The organism is Dehalogenimonas sp. 4OHTPN (genome assembly GCF_040448695.1).
Taxonomy (GTDB): domain Bacteria; phylum Chloroflexota; class Dehalococcoidia; order Dehalococcoidales; family Dehalococcoidaceae; genus Dehalogenimonas.
The window spans coordinates 864845-882823 of the sequence record NZ_CP159307.1; the positions used below are offsets into that span (position 1 = coordinate 864845).

The window sequence follows — 17979 nt, forward strand, 5'->3', positions numbered from 1 at the left end:
ACACTTTACAATGGAAAAGCGTTAATTATCAGTTAAGAAGAGTTAAAATGAGTTAACATGTTGGCAGTCTAAAGCTAAACCAAATAAAAAATCAGTATAAATGCTTAGACAGAAGTTGTACTAAAGTACAATAGGTACTAGTACCATATTAAGAAATAATTATACTTTGGTCGCGGTCCAAAATAACCTGGTGTGGATTCCAACGACCCATTTAGTCAGGCGAAAACATATAACCCTGACCGGGCTTGTTGACGATCAATTTAGAGTCGCTTGGGTCAAGCTTTTTTCGAATGTGGTGAATATGGACTCTGAGATCGTCTGCGGTGGCGGCGTGGTGTTCACCCCAGATTTTTACCGCCAGTGTTTCAGCGCTGACAAACTGTCCGGCTTGTTTTATCAGGGTCTGCATTATCTGTCCCTGTATAGGGGTCAGATGAAACACCTGCTGGCCGTGATACAACTCCGTTAATGTCTTTCCGAAACGCCACAGTCCATGGCTGACTTTAAGGTCCTGATCCCCCTGGTGGCTTCGACGGGTTATCGCCTTGATCCTTGCCAGAAGCTCCATCTGCCGGAACGGCTTGGTCAAATAGTCGTCGGCCCCAAGCGTCAGAGCCTTCACGACGTCGCGTTCGTCGATTCGGACTGTCAACATGAGAATGGGAACGTCAGAAAACAGCCTTATGGCTTTAACAATTTCAAAACCATTGGTGTCAGGCAAACCGATATCCAAAATGACCGCATCCGGGGGTTCGCTCTCAAGCGCATTCATACCTTGTTCACCGGTTACCGCTTTAATGAGTTTGATGTCAGGCCAGCCGAGTTCGAAGGTGAGCTCTACCAGTTCAAGCACATTTGGGTCATCTTCGATTATCAGTATTTTCAAATTTGAAGCTCCAAGGTGGCGGACATAGCTGGCTCAACTGGCAGAGTGATCTCAAAGCAGCAGCCCCTGGAATTATCAGTAACCTTCACATCGCCGCCATGTAACTCGATTAGCAGTTTGGACAGGGTTAATTCCAACCCGAGAGTACTGAAATGATCCCGATCCAGTGTCAATACGGAATAAGGCGCTGAGATAACCGCAGATAGTCGGTCAGGAAAGCTAATGCAGGTAGTGATAATACGAACTATCATCGCCTGGTTAAACAATCCAATCGTCAACCGCACCTCCGCGCCGACGCTGCTTCGTTTAATGGCGCATTTAACAAGATGTCCCATGCTTTCACGCAGCCGTCGCCGGTCGCCGGTCACCTCATAACTACGGTCCGTCGACTCGACGTGGAGGTTTATTCCCTTGTCTGCAGCCTCGGATTGAAGAGATTCAACTACCTGTTGGCATAACTCGCCGAGTTCTACCTGCTGGTAATCGAGTACCAGCGTTCCCATTTCGCCGCGGATCAACTCGAACAACTCACCGATCCGCGAATTCAACTCTATGGCGCCGAGGTTGATCTGTTTTGCGAGTCGGGCCGGAGTCCCATCCGGTAGACGGTTGACCAGCATCTCGCTCGCCGCCAGAATCGGAGTCAGGGGATTTTTTAACTCATGGACGGCGGCTCGAGTGAGGTTTGACTGGCGCTGTCGCCGGTTTTCGTCTGATACAACGGGGCTTTCTGTTGCAAATCCGAAAATATTAACATAATCGTGGTCAGGGACCGGGACGATTTGGAGTCGATAGGTAATACTGTCAACCTTCTCATGGGACCATCGAGTAGACATGGTCTGAAGAGCGTCCTCAATGAGACGTATATAAGGTTTGGGCACTGGTCCTCCGAAAGCGCAATCCCACTTTCGGCACAATTCGAGACTTCCTGGATTGGAATAAAGGATAGTCCCATCCTTGGAAGCCCGGATTACGGGATTGGGATTTTCTTCGTATATACCCAGTCCATCAATAGGGTTTAGTCCGGTACCCAAAACACCGCCTAGAGATTCAGCTCGGGTGTATTCGCGGACCAAATCCTCACTCCCCTCCATGGCACCAACTCAAATAGTGGCTGAAGTTAAGACAAGAGTTTCAAAAGATTATGATAGAGTTGCCGAACGTTAACTATTATAATGTGCCATTCTAGGGAAATCAACGGAGTTGTAGACAGGTGAGATGGGAATAAATACACTAATCAAGGCTACAAACTCTCAATAACAATGCTGAAGGCTTATCATTAGTATTAACGCATTCGGAGGAATCCGTCCAGATATCGAAAAATACAGAATATACTCATTAACAGTTTGTGAAGAATAAAGGTGGCTGGCAAAAGAAGGCTTTGAGACACTGTGTTTTTACTCCTAAGGTTGAGGGAAGAGGATAGAAGTCTATCGACCGAAAATTATGGTGGGCGGTAGTGGTCTCGAACCACTGACCTCTGCGATGTCAACGCAGTGCTCTAACCAACTGAGCTAACCGCCCGAGAAGCAGCTTGGATTGTAGCTTAAAAGGGGCGTGACGGCAAACGAGATCCGTCTGTGGCATTTCTTTTTGGAGTGATAACCATGCCAATTAACGCGGCAATAAAGATTTTGATAACGTCGCCGGCAATAAAAGGCAGTACACCCATGGATATTATAGACGAGACATTAACCTCACGCCCCGATAATCCCAGCCATGAACCAAGCCATAAGCAACCGGGGATATAAATGAGGAACACGCAGGCCCCCGCCATTAAACCGAATATGCGAGAAAAAGAAAATCCCTGGCTAATTCTGTCTGTTAAGTAGCCGATCAAGGTTGCCGCAAGGATAAATCCGAATAGGTAGCCAAACGTAGGACCGAATCCACTACCGCCGTTGGCAAACCATGGTATTCCCGCAATACCCAAACCTGCGTATAGTGCCATTGACGCACCGCCCCACCACCGGCCTAGCGTGACACCTGCAAGGAGTACAGCGAAAGTCTGCATCGTAACCGGCACCGGTGTGAATGGGAGATAAAATTTGATCTGGGCTAGTAGACCTGTCAGGACCGCGAAACCTAAGGCTAAACTTAGTTTAGCCGGAATGGACAAGGCTGTTCGGCGTTGGAAAAGGTCATATTTGAAGCTTTCGAAGCGGGCTGACAGTTCCATGGCACACTCCGGGTGTTATTTTCTGATGGTAGGCTTCTCGCTGGCGAGAAGCGTGTAGGTACTGGTCTTGCCGCAGCCGGAGCAGGTTACCGATAAGGTTATCGGTTGGCTCATTACGCGCTCAGCCACGTTGGTGAGGATGGAATCCATATTATCCAACCGTTCATCCAGCACAGAAAGCTGCTGCGAAAGATTTTCCAGTGTCGGTTCGACAATTGCGTGAGTATGCTGTTTGGGTTTTTCTGCCAAAATACGCTCCGGGGAATTGATGCCGTATTATAGGTATTCCAGCCTGTGAGTGTCAAAAACCGCATGATGAATGCAGCACACTCTCGCCGTTAGAGGGAGGCCAATAGTTTGAACCGGGGCTAAGTTAGGTTCTTAATTAAGTTGGCCATTTCGATCGCCTGAACAGCGGCATCGAAACCTTTATTGCCCATCTTAGATCCAGCTCGTTCGATAGCTTGTTCTAAGGTTTCGGCGGTAATAACCCCGAATATTACCGGCAGACCCGTTTCAATGTTTACAGCGGCAACTCCTTTGGCAACTTCGTTAGCTATATAATCAAAATGTGGGGTGTTGCCTTTGATGACCGCTCCCAGACAAACTACGGCATTATATCGGCCTGAAACGGCAAGCTTTTTAGCCACCAGGGGAATTTCGAAAGCCCCTGGTACCCAGGCTAAGTCGATATCGGATTCAGTGACTCCGTGTCTGAGGAAGGCATCCTTGGCACCGGCAACCAGCTTGCCGGTCATGAATTCGTTGAAGCGTGACACTACTACGGCAAATTTGAGCCCCTGCCCGATTAGTGAACCTTCATAGCTAACCACCACTTGCTCCTTCAGCCTTTGACGGCTTCCTTAAATAATAAATGCCCCATCTTTCGGCGCTTGGTCTCGAGGTATTTTTTGTTATGCGGGTTGGGTGGCATTTCTATCGGTATAGTTTCTACCACTTTCAGCCCGTAACCTTCAAGACCAACAACTTTTTTGGGGTTATTGGTAAGTAATTTGATCTGGCGCAAGCCAAGATCGGCGAGGATTTGGGCACCGATACCATAATCACGCAGGTCCGCTTCGAAACCGAGTTTTTCGTTGGCTTCCACCGTATCCAACCCTTGGTCCTGGAGTGCATAGGCGCAAATTTTATTGTGGAAACCGATGCCCCGGCCTTCCTGGCGCATATAGAGGAGGACACCAGCTCCAGCAGCGGCAATCTGCCGCAGCGCAAAATCGAGCTGCTCGCCGCAATCGCATCTCAAACTTCCTAGAACATCACCGGTCAGACATTCGGAGTGAACGCGGGTTAGGATCGGCTTACTTTCGGTGGACAAGTTGATCTCACCATAAACCAGGGCTAAGTGCTCCCCGGGATCGACTTCACTGCGGTAGCCGATGGCGGTGAAGTCGCCGTACCGGGTGGGGAGCTTAGCCTCAGCTACTCTCTTAACGAGCTTTTCCGTACGCCGCCGATAGGCAATAAGGTCGGCGACGCTGCCTATTTTGAATCCCCATTCATCAGCCAGTTTTTCTAATTTGGGCAGTCGAGCCATGGTGCCGTCGTCATCCATGATTTCGCAAATAACTCCGGCGGGATAAAGACCAGCAAGACGCGACAGGTCGACTGAAGCTTCGGTATGTCCGGCGCGCACTAGCACGCCGCCGTCGCGGGCTCTCAACGGAAACGTATGCCCTGGTTTAAGCAGATCTCCCGGAGAAGTTCGGGGGTCAATAAGCGTTCTTACCGTTTCAGCACGGTCTGCCGCAGAGATACCCGTTGACACCCGGTTCCGGGCTTCCACCGAAATAGTGAAAGCAGTGCAGTGTTTGGATGAATTCTCCTGTACCATCAGCGGGATGCCGAGCGCGTCCAGTCTGGCGCCGGTCAACGAGACGCAGATAAGCCCGCGGGCGTTTTTAGCCATGAAATTGATCGCTTCCGGGGTTATCTTCTCAGCTGCGATGAATAAGTCGCCCTCGTTTTCCCGATCGTCGTCATCGACGATAATCACGAATTTTCCCGATTGAATATCGGCGATGATCTCGGGTATTGTAGCTATGCCCATTGAAATATGCTCCTAGGCGAAACCGTGTTCGGTCAGGAAAGCCTCATTTATCGAGGCCATCGTTTTAGAAGTGAATTTTTCGACGTATTTGGCGATAATATCGGCTTCGAGGTTCAGGCGGTCGCCTTCCTTTTTCCCGCCGATCGTGGTATGGCTCCGGCTGAAGGCGACAAGAGAGACTGAAAATTGATCATTAGTCTTGTCTGTGACTGTCAGGCTGAGACCATCGACTGTAATGAATCCTTTTTCCACTATATACCGCATCACTTCCGGCGGTGCGCCTATCGTCATGAGTTTGGCTTCACCGTCGCTGGTGATTCTTTTAATGGTGCCGGTGGCGTCGATATGCCCTTGTACCAGGTGACCTCCAATTCGTCCAGAGAGGGTGAGGGCACGTTCCAGGTTAACTTGACCGCCTGGCCGCAGATCGCCAAGGTTAGAACGCCTCAATGTTTCCGGCATTACGTCGGCCTGAAAGACTTTACCTTTAATCTCGGTAGCAGTGAGGCAGACTCCATTCACCGCTATAGAGTCGCCAGGTTTGAGATCCCCCATGATTAATTCAACTTTTATTGCCAGTCGGCTAGGCGAAACGCTGACAACAAGGCCGATTTCTTCGACGATACCACTGAACAACTGCTACTCCCTTGTGATATATCCGGAGATTACGGTGTCCGGCCCGTACTGGGCGACTTTGACATTCTCCAGGCGGGCGGCATCGGCAATCTTTTCCACTCCGCATCCCCCCACCGGCGTTCTGGCCTGAGCTCCCCCGATTATCATTGGAGCGATTATCGCGACCACTTTATCAATCAGTCCAAGATCGAACAAGGTGCCGAGCAGCGTGCCGCCGCCCTCAACCAGGAGACTGGTCACCTGGCGCTCGCCCAGATGCCTCATGAGTGCCTTAAGGTCTACTCGACCTTCGGCATCCGGTAAACGTAGTGTATCAGCGCCGGCGTTAAGGTAAGCTTGCTCCCGATCTTTCGATGTTTGTTTTCCAAGAACGATCAATGTCTTCCCCGGCTCGCTGAACATACAGGAATCCAGCGGCGTTCGCCCGCTTGAATCCACGATAACCCGGAGGGGTTGCTTGTGGGACGTGCCGCCCCGGCCGGCGCAGCCCCGAGCGGTGAGGTGCGGGTTATCCGCCAACACTGTGCCAATACCTACCATGATGGCGTCGGAAGCGTGGCGCAGTGTGTGAGCGTAATTGCGGGAGTCCTCCCCTGAAATCCATTTCGAGTCCATCACCCGGGTAGAGATCTTGCCGTCGAGACTCATGGCGTACTTGGCAGTGACCAGTGGCTGACCGGTGTTGATATATTTGAAGTAGGCTTCGTTGAGTTCCCGCGCCGCTTCCCGCCGATCGCCGACATGGACTTTGATGCCTGCGGCTTCCAGTTCTGCTTTCCCTTTACCGAAGACGACCGGATTATCATCCAGCGTCGCGATATGGACCTCTCGGATACCGGCGTTGATGATGGCGCCGGTACAGGGCGGGGTTCGACCGAAATGGCAGCAGGGCTCAAGAGTAACATACATCGTGGCGCCGCGGCTCTTTACCCCGGCTTGTTTCAGGGCTCCGATTTCAGCGTGGTCACCTCCGGGCGGTTGGGTAAAACCCTCGCCGACAATTTCATCGCCCCGTACGATCACCGCGCCCACAGCTGGGTTTGGCGAGACTTCGCCGAGGGCTAGGCGCGCCAGCTTTAAGGCCTGCTCCATAAAATCCATCGTAACGGCCATTCTAACACCCGTTACAGAATGGGCGCAAACGGAGAAGACTTATCGCTTATACCTTAGGCGTTGGAATCAAATAGTCTGACGGATCAATACACGGTTCCGCGTTCGGACTGGAGCAGTTGCTGCAATCGTGCCGATGAGGTGCAGTGGAGCAGCGCTTCATCACGAGTGATGACCTTACGCTTGATAAGATCGGCTAACGCCTGATCCATTGTCTGCATGCCTTCTTTGTGGGACACTTCAATGTTGCTCTGTAGGTCGAAGACCTGTTGTTCCCTGATAAGCCTTGAAATGACCGGGTTGTTTAGCATGATCTCAAAAGCGGCGATCCGCCCGCCCCTGGCGCGGTGCGGCAATCGCTGCGACAAAACCGCCAGCAGGACCTGAGACAGCTGGTATCTGATCTGGCGCTGTTGTTCCGGCGGGAAAATATCTACGATGCGATCGATTGTCTGGGCGGCATCTACGGTATGCAGCGTGCTGATCACCAGGTGTCCTGTCTCCGCGGCGGTTAATGCAGTCTTCATCGTGTCCAGATCCCGCATCTCCCCGATCACCAGTACATCTGGGTCGTGGCGCAAGCAATGTACCAGGGCGGACTCGAATGACCGCGTATCATCTGCCATATCACGCTGCCGAATGAGGCATTGTTTATTGGAAAATAAGAACTCGATTGGATCCTCAATTGTCACCACATTGCGCTTGGCTGTCTCATTCAAGTGATTGATCATGGCTGCCAGGGTAGTGGACTTGCCGGTACCGGCGGCGCCGGTAATTAGGATCAGACCTCTGGGTTTTAAAATCAGTTCTTTACAAATCTGCGGCAGTTCAAGCTGGTCGATGGTGGGCACCTTGAACGGTACCGGGCGTATGGCTAACGATATCGAACCCCGTTGGCGGATGGCGCTGACGCGGAATCGCGACAAACCGCTCATCGAATAAGTGAAATCGAGCTCGCGGTTGGCTTTAAAAGCCGCCCTTTGGTCCTCGGTGGTGATCTTATTGAACATATTTTCGACTTCTTGAGGGGTGAATGGCGGCACTTCGGGAAGAGGAATCAATTCACCATCGATCCGCAGCACGGGCACGCTAGGTACTGTGATATGCAGGTCAGTGGCATTCCGCGCCACGATGAACTCCAGGAATTTTTCGATAGGTATGCTCATAATTACACTCCCGCAACTAGAAATTAACAGACTGCAGGGTGATTAGCAATGGTACTTAAGTATATTTAAGCCATACCAATTAGTACTACAGGAATTCTTGAGCCCTCAAGGACAATATTATGAATATTTAGATGGAATATTGGTAAACCTATTGAAAACACCGCCCGTCGGAGGTACAATCCTAGCACTCCCCCAGCCTGTTCCAATCCGGAAAAAAGGAGAACCGCGATGAGCAAGGTGTTTTCGGGAGTTTTCGCCGTTTTATTCATTTTTTCGATGCTCTTGGTCGGAGGTTGCTCAGGTGAGGACAAAGCGCTGCTCGCGCAGGAGAGAGACGCCGCTAATTCACAGCTACAGCAGACTCAAGCCGAATTATCCACCGCCTGCGCTGACCTGGCAGTTGCCGAAACGGAACTCGCGGCACTGAAGGCTTCTTTTGACGCCGCCCAGAAAACCATAACCGAGTTGCAGGCAAAGGCAAGCCCAAGGTATTTTTCGTCACCAATTGAACTGGCTAACTGGCTGGCAAAGGATCCGGTTTCCGAAGAGCCGGATGCCATGACATACGGGGCGTGGTATGCTAAAGCGCTTAGGGTGCAGCAGAACGCCGCCGCTGAGGGTTTCCTTGTTTCGGTGCAATACCACTATTGCGACGAACGCCATATTATTGAATACATAGCTTGCTTGACCGTGGTTAATGGATATATGTTCATGTGGAACCCGGAGACCGATGATGTTGAATTGGATCCGCTCTGGGGCACCAGTAAAGTGATTTAAGAACTCACCACAGTCCCGCCGCCGCGGGTATTGCCGCGCGGCTGACCAGTGTAATGGCGCCGGATGGGCAGGCTGCCCTGCAGACGCCGCAGCCGTAGCAATTGCGTGTATTTACTTTCGTCATCGCTGAAGTGCGGCTGTATTCAAGCGCGCCGAAGTGGCAGACGCTGAAGCAGTCGCGGCACCCGGTACAGGATTCCTCATCAATGGTCGCGGAGTATTCAGCCCGGAACATAACCTTCGTGCTTAGATTGAGGCTGATGTTGAGCGCCTGGCAATCGGCGCGGTCGCAGTTGCAGATGCCGCCGATAAACGGCGTCTGGAAAGTCCAGATGGTATGACACAAGCCTTCGTCATCGTGGCGAGTTATTGCGGCTAGCGCCTCTTTCGGAGATAAGACTTCAAATCCGGAGGTATCCGGCCCATTAAGAAAAGTTCCATCGAGTTCCGACAGGATCTCAAGGATTTTGCCCCCGCCGGGGGCCATTGACAACCCGTAACAATACCGGGCTTCGGTTTTAAGCTTCGAATAGCGGCAGATGCAGGCTAATCGAACCACCGAAGTTGTCATGTTCAACAATTCGGCCACATCTTCTATCGGCAGCACCTGACCAAAATGACTCGACTTTTGGCGCCCGGAAAGAACCGGCCGGATGATGTTTTTAACCAGTCCCGGTGTTTTATCGAGTGCCGCCAGCCGCTCAGCGCCGGAGGCAATGCCTTCGGGGTGCCGGAAAAAATCTTCTATATAACGGCGCCGCTTGAGATCGGCCAGCAACTCTTCGGAATAGTTTTCCGCCCTGAGGTACCACTTTTTTCCTTCACCGTGCTGATGACAGAACTGGCACATGGGCAAACTGTAGAGTAATGACCATGTTTGGTCAAGGCCGGGTCAATTAATTTAGCTATATTGACATATCAGAAAAGAAAGATATAATAGTTCTTATTCTTATTGGACAGTGAGCCACCTGTCCGAATTCTAAAATTGTGAAGGAGGTAGTCATGGATCCAACCCGTATCTCGAGGCGTGATTTCACCAAACGGATGGCAGTCGTTGGCAGCGGCATCATGGTGTTCGGAGTGATGAGCGCTTGCGACAACGACGAACCAGCTCAGACAACAACTCCAACGGCAACCCTCCAACCGCTGCCTGCATTGAAATTCCAATTCTCGGACACTGCGGGCAACCGGACGATCGCCCAATACCTTCAAGGCCAGATGTCTCAGAATATGGGGATCATATCACTCTGGAGCCAATGGAGTCGGCCGCTTTCCAGAAGTTTGTTAACGAGGAGAACCATACCTGGGCATGGTTCGGCTGGGGCGCTGACTATCCTGACCCGGAAAACTTCCTGGATTCGGTATTTATGACTGGTGCCGGGAATAACCACACACTATATTCTAACCCTCAATTTGACACACTGATGACCAATGCGCTCAAAGAACTGAACAACACCACGCGGCTTCAGTTGATCGACCAGGCCCATAAGATGGTGGTCGAAGATATGCCCATGGTCTTCATGTTCAACCGTGAACGCTTCAACCTGGTCAAACCGGCCCTCAGACCCACCCTTAAACCCACCGGCCAAGATGGTCAGATTATGGGCGACCGCTTCTTCCGGCAGGTCAGCATGCCCAATAACATTCTGCGGGTCAACAGCAGCGGTGATCCCCCTACCCTCGATACCAACGCCGCCTCATGGGCAAGCAGCCTTTCCTGCTTGTATCAGATTTATGACGGCCTGTTTAGCTTCGACCAGAACCTCAACGTTCAGGCGATGGTAGCCAGTGAGATCCCGACCACGGCCAACGGCGGCATTTCCGCTGACGGTAAAACCTACACCTTCAAATTGAAGTCAAACGTTACCTGGAGCGATGGCAAACCTGTTACTGCTCAGGACTTCGAGTACAGCATAAAACGCATGCTGGCGCCGGCCACCGCCGCTGAATATTCCTTCCTCTATCTCGCTATCGCTGGCGCCGAAGCCTACAATGCTGGCACTGGTCAGGAGAGCGCTGTTGGTGTGAAAGCCCTCAACGCGACTACTTTGGAGATTAAATTGGCTCAACCACAACCGACCTTTATCTCCAGGATGGCGTTGTGGCCGTGTTACCCGGTTCGCAAGGACATTGTTGATGCCAAGGGCGCCGACGCTTTCCTGCCGCCCAACCTGATTGGCAACGGTCCGTTTATGTTGACAGAATGGGTACCGCTGGATCACATGACCTTTAAAGTTAACCCGAACTATTGGGGCACTAAGCCCACTTTGACCGAGATTCGATTCCGCAATATTCCGGATCCCCAGGCATCGCTTGCGGCATACCAGAATAATGAACTGGATATGTCTGGTGTTCCAGTCGGCACTGAAAAAGCTACCATGGCCGACGCTACCCTTGGAGCTCAGGTCTTCCGCAACGCTGATCTGGTGACCTTCGGCTTCCAGTTCAACGTCAAGAAAGCTCCTTTTGACAATAAGAAGGTACGCCAGGCTATCTCCTGCGCCATTGACCGCGACACCTTTATCAACAACGTCAGAGGCGGGGTTGGTCGTGCTACCACTTCGTGGATACCTCCGGGAATGCCGGGCTTCGACGCCAATATCGGCGCCGACTACAAGTTCAACGTTGCCAAGGCTAAGCAGTTGCTGGCTGAGGGCGGTTACAAAGTCTAGAATAAGTCGCTATTGTTGGAAAAATTCTGGCAGTGACGGGAGCAAGGGATTGGGGACTTCCAATCCCTTGCTCTTTATGAATTGAGGTAAATGGGAAAATATATTCTCCGCCGGCTGTTATGGATGATGCTCACCCTCTTCGTGGTGGCGTTCATAACTTTTGTACTGATGCACCTGGTGCCCGGCGGCCCCTGGGACCGCGAGAAAGAGCTGCCTGCGCAAGTTATCGAAAACCTGAACCAAAAATACGGTCTTGATAAGCCGCTTTTCGTTCAATTCGGCAGTTATATTTGGAATGCCTTGAACGGCGATCTGGGGATCTCATATATTTACCAGGATCGAGGTGTAACAGACATTATTCTTGGGGGGTTGCCGGTAACCGCCACTCTTGGTCTGGTTGCATTTGCGCTGGCGATTGTGCTCGGTGTATCGCTGGGAGTTGCAGCGGCGCTTAAACAAAATTCGGTCATTGACTATTTTTCAGTGGCTTATGCCACGGTTTTCGCCAGTGTGCCCGCTTTTGTGCTCGGTATTTTCCTAATGTACACCTTAGCGGTCCAGTTCCACTGGTTCCCAACGGGTGGGTGGGGTACCCTGCAACATATCGTCATGCCTGCAATTGCCCTGGCGGCACTCCCGGCTGCTTACACTGCCCGCATCACCCGGGCTTCCATGCTTGAGGTCATCAGGCAGGATTACGTGCGAACAGCAAGGGCTAAAGGTTTAGCCGAGAGAGTTGTGTTATGGCGGCATATCAGCCGCAACGCCCTTATCCCGGTTGTCACTGTAGCTGGACCCGAATTGGCGGCCCTCGTTTCAGGATCATTCATTATTGAGACTCTGTTCTCGGTGCCAGGCATCGGCCGCCTGTTTGTTCAGGGTGTTTTCCAGCGTGACTATGGTCTTATTATGGGTGCCATCTTGTTTTATGCTTTCATCATCGCTATCGTCAACCTGGTAGTTGATATTGTTTATGCCATGATCGATCCGAGGATACGCTATGACTGAAGTGGCTGCCGAATTCACACCAGCCCCAGCCAGTGCAAAGGTGTCAGCCCGTCCGCATCACACCTTGTGGGGTGACGCCTGGATACGACTTCGGCGTAATAAGCTCGCCGTCGTCGGCGGCATCATTATTATCATCATCGCCCTCGCGGCGGTGCTCGCACCTTGGATTACCGAGTATGATTTTGCCTTCCAGGATTATAGCGCTATACTCCAGCCTCCAAGCGCCCAGCATTGGTTCGGCACTGACGAATTAGGGCGCGATGTCTTCGCCAGGATGATCTACGGCGCCAGAACTTCCCTGGCGGTGGGTTTATTTACTCAGTTTATTGTTATTTTTGTTGGCCTGCCAATCGGCGCCTTTGCTGGTTTTATAGGCGGGAGGGTGGACAACCTCCTGATGCGGTTCGTCGATGTGATGTATGCCTTTCCTGATATACTCCTCATCATCCTGCTCTCCGCCGTCATGCGCGAAACAGACTTCGCCCGCTTCGGCGGCGGTATATTCGTCATCTTTCTCGCCATCGGTTTGGTAAACTGGGTGGGGATTTCCCGGCTGATCCGCGGGCAGATTCTATCATTGAAACAGCGTGATTTCGTCACCGCCGCCCGCGCTATGGGCGGGGGCAGCCGTTACATCACCTTTCGCCATTTACTGCCTAACGCTTTAGGGCCGATAATTGTCGCCGTGACTTTCGGTGTTCCAAGAGCCATCTTCGCCGAGGCTGCGTTGTCGTATATCGGGATTGGCATTCGCCCGCCCACCCCTAGCTGGGGCGCTATGATACGTGACGGCTTTAATGTGATGAACGCTTATCCCCACCTGGTCATCATCCCCGCTATTGCTATCGCCGTACTTATGCTTGCGTTTACCTTCCTGGGTGATGGCCTGCGTGACGCTCTGGACCCGAGGTTGAGGCGGTAATATGGCACTCCTTGAAGTTAAAAACCTGACTACCGAGTTCCATACACAGGACGGCATCGTTCACGCTGTCAACGACGTATCTTTCTCCGTCAACCGCGGCGAACTGGTAGCGCTCGTTGGTGAAAGCGGCTGCGGCAAAACCGTTAGTTCGCTGTCCATCATGCGCCTGATCCCAGAACCGCCGGGTAAAATTACCAGCGGCAGCATTCTTTTTGAAGGCAAAGATCTTCTAAAGCTGACCAATGATGAAATGCGCCGGGTGCGCGGCTCCAAGATTTCAATGATTTTTCAAGAGCCGATGACCTCTTTGAATCCCGTTTTAACTATCGGACGTCAGCTTACAGAGGCTTTAATACTTCACAAGGGCATGGATAAAAAAGCCGCTGAGGCCGAAGCGGTAAGCTTGCTGAACAAAGTAGGCATTCCGCAGGCGGAGAAGCGGATCAAGAGTTACCCACACCATTTTTCCGGCGGTATGCGCCAGCGGGTAATGATAGCCATGGCTATTTCATGCCAGCCGAAACTGGTGATTGCCGATGAACCTACCACAGCGGTGGACGTTACCATCCAGGCACAGCTTCTTGAATTGCTTAAGAGTATTATCCGCGATCTCAACAGCTCGCTTATTCTCATTACCCATAACCTTGGCGTGGTGGCTAGGTACGCTCACCGTGTGTATGTGATGTATGCCGGTCGGGTGGTCGAACATGGCACCGCTGCCGAAATCTTTCACCACCCACTCCACCCATATACTGCTGGATTGCTGGGTTCTGTGCCGAGGTTGGATGAACCCAGGAAACTTCGTCTGCGTTCGATCGAAGGGCAGCCGCCTGACTTAATTAGCCCGCCGAAAGGCTGTGCCTTCACCGCGCGCTGCGCTTACCGGCGCGAAGGCAAGTGTGAATCGCTTGAATTTAAAATGGTTGAAGCCATCCCCGGACATTTCACCAGTTGTCTGGTAGCTTTTGAGGGAGAAACGCCTTGGCGCAAGACAACGTCCTAGTAGAAGTAACCGGACTGACCAAATATTTTCCGATCGCCTCGGGCGGTCTTTTACGCAAAAAGGTGACCGAACTCAAGGCTGTTGATGGAGTGACCTTCGCTGTCCACCAGGGAGAGACGCTGGGTCTGGTCGGTGAATCCGGCTCCGGCAAGACTACGGTCGGCAAATGTGTTCTGCAGCTTCATCGGCCAACCTCCGGCGAGGTCATCTTCAAAGGACAGGACTTGGCTTCTTTATCCGAAAAACAACTTCGGTCGTATCGTCCCAAGCTTCAGGTCATATTTCAGGACCCTTACGAATCATTGAACCCCCGTTTCACCGCTTACGATATTATCTCCGAACCGATGAAACTTCACGGGGCTACCAGGACCGAATGTCGGGAGCGGGTGGCCGAACTGTTGAACATCGTCGGCCTGGCGCCTTATATGGCCGAACGCTATCCTCACGAGTTCTCCGGCGGCCAGCGGCAACGACTAGGAGTGGCTAGAGCTCTGGCGCTGCAACCGGAATTTATCGTCTGTGACGAACCCTTGTCGGCTCTCGATGTTTCGATTCAGGCCCAGGTGCTTAATTTGCTGGATGACCTGCAGCGGCAGTTCGGTGTGGCCTATCTTTTTATTTCACATGACCTGTCAGTAGTGCGCCACATCTCCCATCGGGTGGCGGTGATGTACCTTGGTAAAATTATGGAGATTGCCCCGCGCGATACCTTATACGAAAAACCCCTACACCCCTATACTCAAGCACTTTTATCAGCAGTGCCGGTCCCAGACCCCAGGGTGGAAGCTAAACGGCAAGTCATCCTGCTGCCTGGAGAGCCACCGTCCCCGTTGAATCCTCCATCCGGCTGCGTTTTTCATCCCCGGTGTCCAAAAGCCTTCGAAGCGTGTTCCTCGGTAGTTCCGCTACTCAACGATGATCGAAACGCTCATTTTGTAGCTTGTTTGTTATACAAGTCATCCTGGCCGTGACATCCTGGATGCCAGAGGTACAAGAGGGGCGCGGAATGCCGTGCCCCTCTTGTTTCAGACCGAAATCATCATCCAGCCGCTGGCTTTAATTCCTCTAACGCTTTGTCCAAAGCCTGCTCGATTCGCTCGGAATCGGCAGTACCCCAGCATGCGGCTAGGCCATCGACGAGGATAACCGGGAGAGCCCAGATTGAATATTCTTCAAACAACTTCACTACCGCTACAAAGTCCGGGTCTTCAGTGTTGATGGTTTCGATGTCGACAACATCGGCATCGATACCCAGCCTGCGAGCAACCGTATGCTTTATATCCGCAATCGTCTCCGACGATTGTCCAACCGGGCTTCAGCCGCTAGTACAGCCGGCGTTTGGCAGGACGACGATGCTTACCTTGCGTTCTGACATCCATACCTCCTCTATGATTTGATTACTGGTTGTTCGAAATAACGCCTTCGGAAGAAGTGGGCGACGTTGACCAGAGAGATTAGCACCGGCACCTCCACCAGCGGGCCGATGACCGCGGCGAAAGCTACTCCCGAACCGATGCCGAAAACGGCCACGGCAACGGCTATAGCCAATTCGAAATTGTTGGAGGCGGCGGTGAAGGATATAGCTGCTGTCTGAGAATAGTCGGCGCCGATTTTCCAGCCTAAAAAGAAGCTGACCAGGAACATAATGACGAAATAGATTAGCAACGGCACGGCGATCCTGACAACATCGAGCGGCAGCTCGACGATGACGTCGCCCTTCAGGGAGAACATGACGACGATGGTGAAGAGCAAGGCGGTCAGGGTCATGGGGCTGATGCGGGGGATGAAACGCCTCTCGTACCAATCGCGGCCGCGTGCCTTGAGCAGGAAGTAGCGCGTCGCCATGCCGCCGAAGAACGGGATGCCCAGGTATATGAGGACGCTCCTGGCGATATCTGCGATGGAGACGTCGACGACAGCGCCGCCCAGGCCGAACCACTGCGGCGCCAAGGTGATGAAGACGTAAGCGTAGACTGAGAAGAAGAGTATCTGGAAGATGGAGTTGAAAGCCACCAGCCCAGCGGCGTACTCGCAGTCGCCCTTGGCCAACTCGTTCCAGACGATGACCATGGCGATGCAGCGGGCCAAGCCGATCATGATCAGGCCTACCATGTAGTCCGGGAAATCAGCCAGGAAGATCACTGCCAGAGCGAACATCAGGACGGGGCCGATAACCCAGTTCTGCACCAGCGACAGGGCTAAAACCTTCCAGTTGCGGAAGACCTTGCCCAACTGCTCGTACTTCACTTTGGCCAGCGGCGGGTACATCATCAGGATTAGGCCGGCTGCGATGGGTATGGATGTGGTGCCCACCGACAGTGAATCGATGAAACTCCCGAAAGCCGGCAGGAAGAAGCCAAGACCTACGCCGCTAGCCATTGCCAGGAAGATCCACAGCGTGAGGTATCGGTCGAGGAATGATAGCGTCGTCGGACAACCGGCTTCCGGGGAAACGGCGCAGGAGACGTCAGGTCGGCTCATCTTTTCTCCTCAACCGGCCGCAGTTTGGACGGCGCCGGTGATTTCTCGCCTGGGTTCATCACCTCGAAGCTCTTGCCTTCTAAGTATTTTTCCAACATCAGGCCGATGCCGATGAAAAGAGGCAACGAGATGAGCGTCCGTGCCAGGGTGAATTCGACGCCCATATAACCGATCTCGATGCCCAGCATGGGTATTTTCATCGAGGAGAAGGCGCCCAGATAGATGAAGATGTTGCGTACACTGGTGCCTTTCTTATAGAGGACGTAGGCCACCGGGAAGGCGCCGTAAAGCGGCCCGGCCTGGAGCATGGCTAGGAGCACCACCAAGAACATGCCCTTAATGCCGGATTCCGGGCCGAGATGCTTTTGTATCTGCTCCTTGGGCACCCAGACATCGAACAGGCCGATGATGATGAAAAGGAACGGAACGAAGGATATCATCTCCAGCAGCGAAACCCTGAAGTTGGTGAAGACCGTCTTGCCGGGGTCGAAACCCAGGGCGAAAGAGGTGATGGTCGCCACGCCGAAAGCGGCCACCCAAACGTACGGCTGGTATTTCTTGGCTATGGCTTTCACAGAATGACTCCGATGGCCAGTCCGATGATGATGGCGGCGAAGAAATTCAGGATGTTGCGGGCGACGGCGGCGCGTCGGCCGAAGTATTGTATCTCCAGCGGCAGGGTGACGATGCCAACCATGATCAGGGTGGTCATCAACGTGGCCACCACGGCGTAGCTGGCGCCCTGCTGCAGCAGCCCGGCGGCGATGGGATAGGAAATGAACGGCGGGATAAAGGCGACCGAACCGACGATGGCAGCGATGAAGAAGCCGCCGATGCCGGACCCGGCGCCGAGGTATTCATCGATGGCGCTGGGCGGGATGAGGTAGATGGCGATGCTGACGACGATAAGGATGTTCAGAAATGGCAGCAGCAGTTTCCGGAACATCTGCCAGCCTTTCTTGAAACCGGCGATCGTTTTCTGCCGGTCGAGAATGAATGAAACCGCCGATAACACGGAAGCCACGGAGATGAAGATGACGGCGTTTGAGCTCACTGGGTCTCCTCTGTTCG

Annotated in this window: 19 protein-coding genes and 1 tRNA gene; 6 read left to right on the forward strand and 14 right to left on the reverse strand. The window is 52.6% G+C overall.

The features are described 5' to 3' along the window. Positions 1-211: 211 nt before the first annotated feature. The 10 genes from ABV300_RS04515 to ABV300_RS04560 all read right to left on the reverse strand — a co-directional run bounded on the left by ABV300_RS04515 (position 212) and on the right by ABV300_RS04560 (position 8045). Positions 212-886, reverse strand: a complete 675-nt coding sequence (locus ABV300_RS04515; protein WP_353715330.1) for a response regulator transcription factor — start codon at positions 884-886, stop codon at positions 212-214. Beyond that, a complete protein-coding gene (locus tag ABV300_RS04520) occupies positions 883-1767 on the reverse strand; it encodes a HAMP domain-containing sensor histidine kinase (RefSeq protein ID WP_353715331.1) in 885 nt (294 codons plus the stop codon). The genes ABV300_RS04515 and ABV300_RS04520 overlap by 4 nt, the downstream gene beginning before the upstream one ends. Positions 1768-2333: 566 nt before the next feature. Further along, positions 2334-2410, reverse strand: a tRNA-Val gene (locus tag ABV300_RS04525). Between the two features lie 22 nt (positions 2411-2432). After that, the gene (locus ABV300_RS04530; RefSeq protein ID WP_353715332.1) at positions 2433-3065 is read right to left on the reverse strand and encodes a biotin transporter BioY; all 633 of its coding nucleotides are present in this window, start codon (positions 3063-3065) and stop codon (positions 2433-2435) included. Positions 3066-3080: 15 nt separating this feature from the next. Next, entirely contained in the window at positions 3081-3314 is a 234-nt protein-coding gene (locus ABV300_RS04535) for a hypothetical protein (RefSeq protein WP_353715333.1), read from the reverse strand. Between the two features lie 119 nt (positions 3315-3433). Beyond that, on the reverse strand, positions 3434-3901 hold the full coding sequence (gene ribE / locus ABV300_RS04540) for a 6,7-dimethyl-8-ribityllumazine synthase (protein ID WP_353715334.1): 468 nt from the start codon (positions 3899-3901) through the stop codon (positions 3434-3436). A gap of 8 nt (positions 3902-3909) precedes the next feature. Next, positions 3910-5133, reverse strand: a complete 1224-nt coding sequence (locus ABV300_RS04545) for a bifunctional 3,4-dihydroxy-2-butanone-4-phosphate synthase/GTP cyclohydrolase II (protein ID WP_353715335.1) — start codon at positions 5131-5133, stop codon at positions 3910-3912. Between the two features lie 12 nt (positions 5134-5145). Further along, positions 5146-5769 (reverse strand): riboflavin synthase, encoded by a 624-nt coding sequence (locus tag ABV300_RS04550; RefSeq protein ID WP_353715336.1) that lies wholly within the window; start codon positions 5767-5769, stop codon positions 5146-5148. Between the two features lie 3 nt (positions 5770-5772). Further along, positions 5773-6870, reverse strand: coding sequence for a bifunctional diaminohydroxyphosphoribosylaminopyrimidine deaminase/5-amino-6-(5-phosphoribosylamino)uracil reductase RibD (ribD, locus tag ABV300_RS04555; RefSeq protein ID WP_353715356.1), 1098 nt, complete (start codon positions 6868-6870; stop codon positions 5773-5775). A gap of 95 nt (positions 6871-6965) precedes the next feature. Further along, on the reverse strand, positions 6966-8045 hold the full coding sequence (locus tag ABV300_RS04560) for a PilT/PilU family type 4a pilus ATPase (protein WP_353715337.1): 1080 nt from the start codon (positions 8043-8045) through the stop codon (positions 6966-6968). A 228-nt stretch (positions 8046-8273) separates the two neighbouring features. On the opposite strand from ABV300_RS04560, the gene ABV300_RS04565 reads away from it, so the two are divergent. Continuing rightward, positions 8274-8822 (forward strand): hypothetical protein, encoded by a 549-nt coding sequence (locus tag ABV300_RS04565; protein WP_353715338.1) that lies wholly within the window; start codon positions 8274-8276, stop codon positions 8820-8822. A 4-nt stretch (positions 8823-8826) separates the two neighbouring features. Here ABV300_RS04565 and ABV300_RS04570 read toward each other — a convergent pair whose 3' ends face one another. Next, complete coding sequence (locus ABV300_RS04570) at positions 8827-9672, reverse strand: 4Fe-4S binding protein (protein WP_353715339.1); 846 nt, start codon at positions 9670-9672, stop codon at positions 8827-8829. Positions 9673-10078: 406 nt separating this feature from the next. On the opposite strand from ABV300_RS04570, the gene ABV300_RS04575 reads away from it, so the two are divergent. The 5 genes from ABV300_RS04575 to ABV300_RS04595 all read left to right on the forward strand — a co-directional run bounded on the left by ABV300_RS04575 (position 10079) and on the right by ABV300_RS04595 (position 15398). Then, entirely contained in the window at positions 10079-11494 is a 1416-nt protein-coding gene (locus ABV300_RS04575; protein WP_353715340.1) for an ABC transporter substrate-binding protein, read from the forward strand. Positions 11495-11584: 90 nt separating this feature from the next. Beyond that, positions 11585-12502 (forward strand): ABC transporter permease, encoded by a 918-nt coding sequence (locus ABV300_RS04580; protein WP_353713737.1) that lies wholly within the window; start codon positions 11585-11587, stop codon positions 12500-12502. Further along, positions 12495-13424: an ABC transporter permease gene (locus ABV300_RS04585; protein WP_353713738.1), complete on the forward strand. Its 930-nt coding sequence runs from the start codon at positions 12495-12497 to the stop codon at positions 13422-13424. Before ABV300_RS04580 ends, ABV300_RS04585 begins: the two co-directional genes overlap by 8 nt. Before the next feature lies 1 nt (position 13425). Then, positions 13426-14427 carry an ABC transporter ATP-binding protein gene (locus tag ABV300_RS04590; RefSeq protein WP_353713739.1) on the forward strand — a complete coding sequence of 334 codons (1002 nt, stop codon included), beginning with the start codon at positions 13426-13428 and terminating at the stop codon, positions 14425-14427. Then, complete coding sequence (locus ABV300_RS04595; RefSeq protein ID WP_353713740.1) at positions 14406-15398, forward strand: oligopeptide/dipeptide ABC transporter ATP-binding protein; 993 nt, start codon at positions 14406-14408, stop codon at positions 15396-15398. The genes ABV300_RS04590 and ABV300_RS04595 overlap by 22 nt, the downstream gene beginning before the upstream one ends. Positions 15399-15813: 415 nt before the next feature. Here the strand turns inward: ABV300_RS04595 and arsB are convergent, their stop codons facing one another. Genes arsB through ABV300_RS04610 form a run of 3 tightly spaced genes read right to left on the reverse strand, consistent with a single transcriptional unit; the run spans position 15814 to position 17962 of the window. After that, complete coding sequence (gene arsB, locus ABV300_RS04600; protein WP_353713741.1) at positions 15814-16908, reverse strand: ACR3 family arsenite efflux transporter; 1095 nt, start codon at positions 16906-16908, stop codon at positions 15814-15816. Then, positions 16905-17483 (reverse strand): permease, encoded by a 579-nt coding sequence (locus tag ABV300_RS04605; RefSeq protein ID WP_353713742.1) that lies wholly within the window; start codon positions 17481-17483, stop codon positions 16905-16907. Before ABV300_RS04605 ends, arsB begins: the two co-directional genes overlap by 4 nt. Further along, positions 17480-17962: a permease gene (locus ABV300_RS04610; RefSeq protein WP_353713743.1), complete on the reverse strand. Its 483-nt coding sequence runs from the start codon at positions 17960-17962 to the stop codon at positions 17480-17482. The genes ABV300_RS04605 and ABV300_RS04610 overlap by 4 nt, the downstream gene beginning before the upstream one ends. Positions 17963-17979 lie beyond the last annotated feature (17 nt).

What these genes read in the sequence shown, in the direction of transcription:
- ABV300_RS04530 (WP_353715332.1), bottom strand. Translation starts at nt 3,065, where the DNA reads ATGGAACTGTCAGCCCGCTTCGAAAGCTTCAAATATGACCTTTTCCAA.
- ABV300_RS04545 (WP_353715335.1), bottom strand. Translation starts at nt 5,133, where the DNA reads ATGGGCATAGCTACAATACCCGAGATCATCGCCGATATTCAATCGGGA.
- ribD (WP_353715356.1), bottom strand. Translation starts at nt 6,870, where the DNA reads ATGGATTTTATGGAGCAGGCCTTAAAGCTGGCGCGCCTAGCCCTCGGC.
- ABV300_RS04560 (WP_353715337.1), bottom strand. Translation starts at nt 8,045, where the DNA reads ATGAGCATACCTATCGAAAAATTCCTGGAGTTCATCGTGGCGCGGAAT.
- ABV300_RS04565 (WP_353715338.1), top strand. Translation starts at nt 8,274, where the DNA reads ATGAGCAAGGTGTTTTCGGGAGTTTTCGCCGTTTTATTCATTTTTTCG.
- ABV300_RS04570 (WP_353715339.1), bottom strand. Translation starts at nt 9,672, where the DNA reads ATGTGCCAGTTCTGTCATCAGCACGGTGAAGGAAAAAAGTGGTACCTC.
- ABV300_RS04575 (WP_353715340.1), top strand. Translation starts at nt 10,079, where the DNA reads ATGGAGTCGGCCGCTTTCCAGAAGTTTGTTAACGAGGAGAACCATACC.
- ABV300_RS04580 (WP_353713737.1), top strand. Translation starts at nt 11,585, where the DNA reads ATGGGAAAATATATTCTCCGCCGGCTGTTATGGATGATGCTCACCCTC.
- ABV300_RS04585 (WP_353713738.1), top strand. Translation starts at nt 12,495, where the DNA reads ATGACTGAAGTGGCTGCCGAATTCACACCAGCCCCAGCCAGTGCAAAG.
- ABV300_RS04590 (WP_353713739.1), top strand. Translation starts at nt 13,426, where the DNA reads ATGGCACTCCTTGAAGTTAAAAACCTGACTACCGAGTTCCATACACAG.
- arsB (WP_353713741.1), bottom strand. Translation starts at nt 16,908, where the DNA reads ATGAGCCGACCTGACGTCTCCTGCGCCGTTTCCCCGGAAGCCGGTTGT.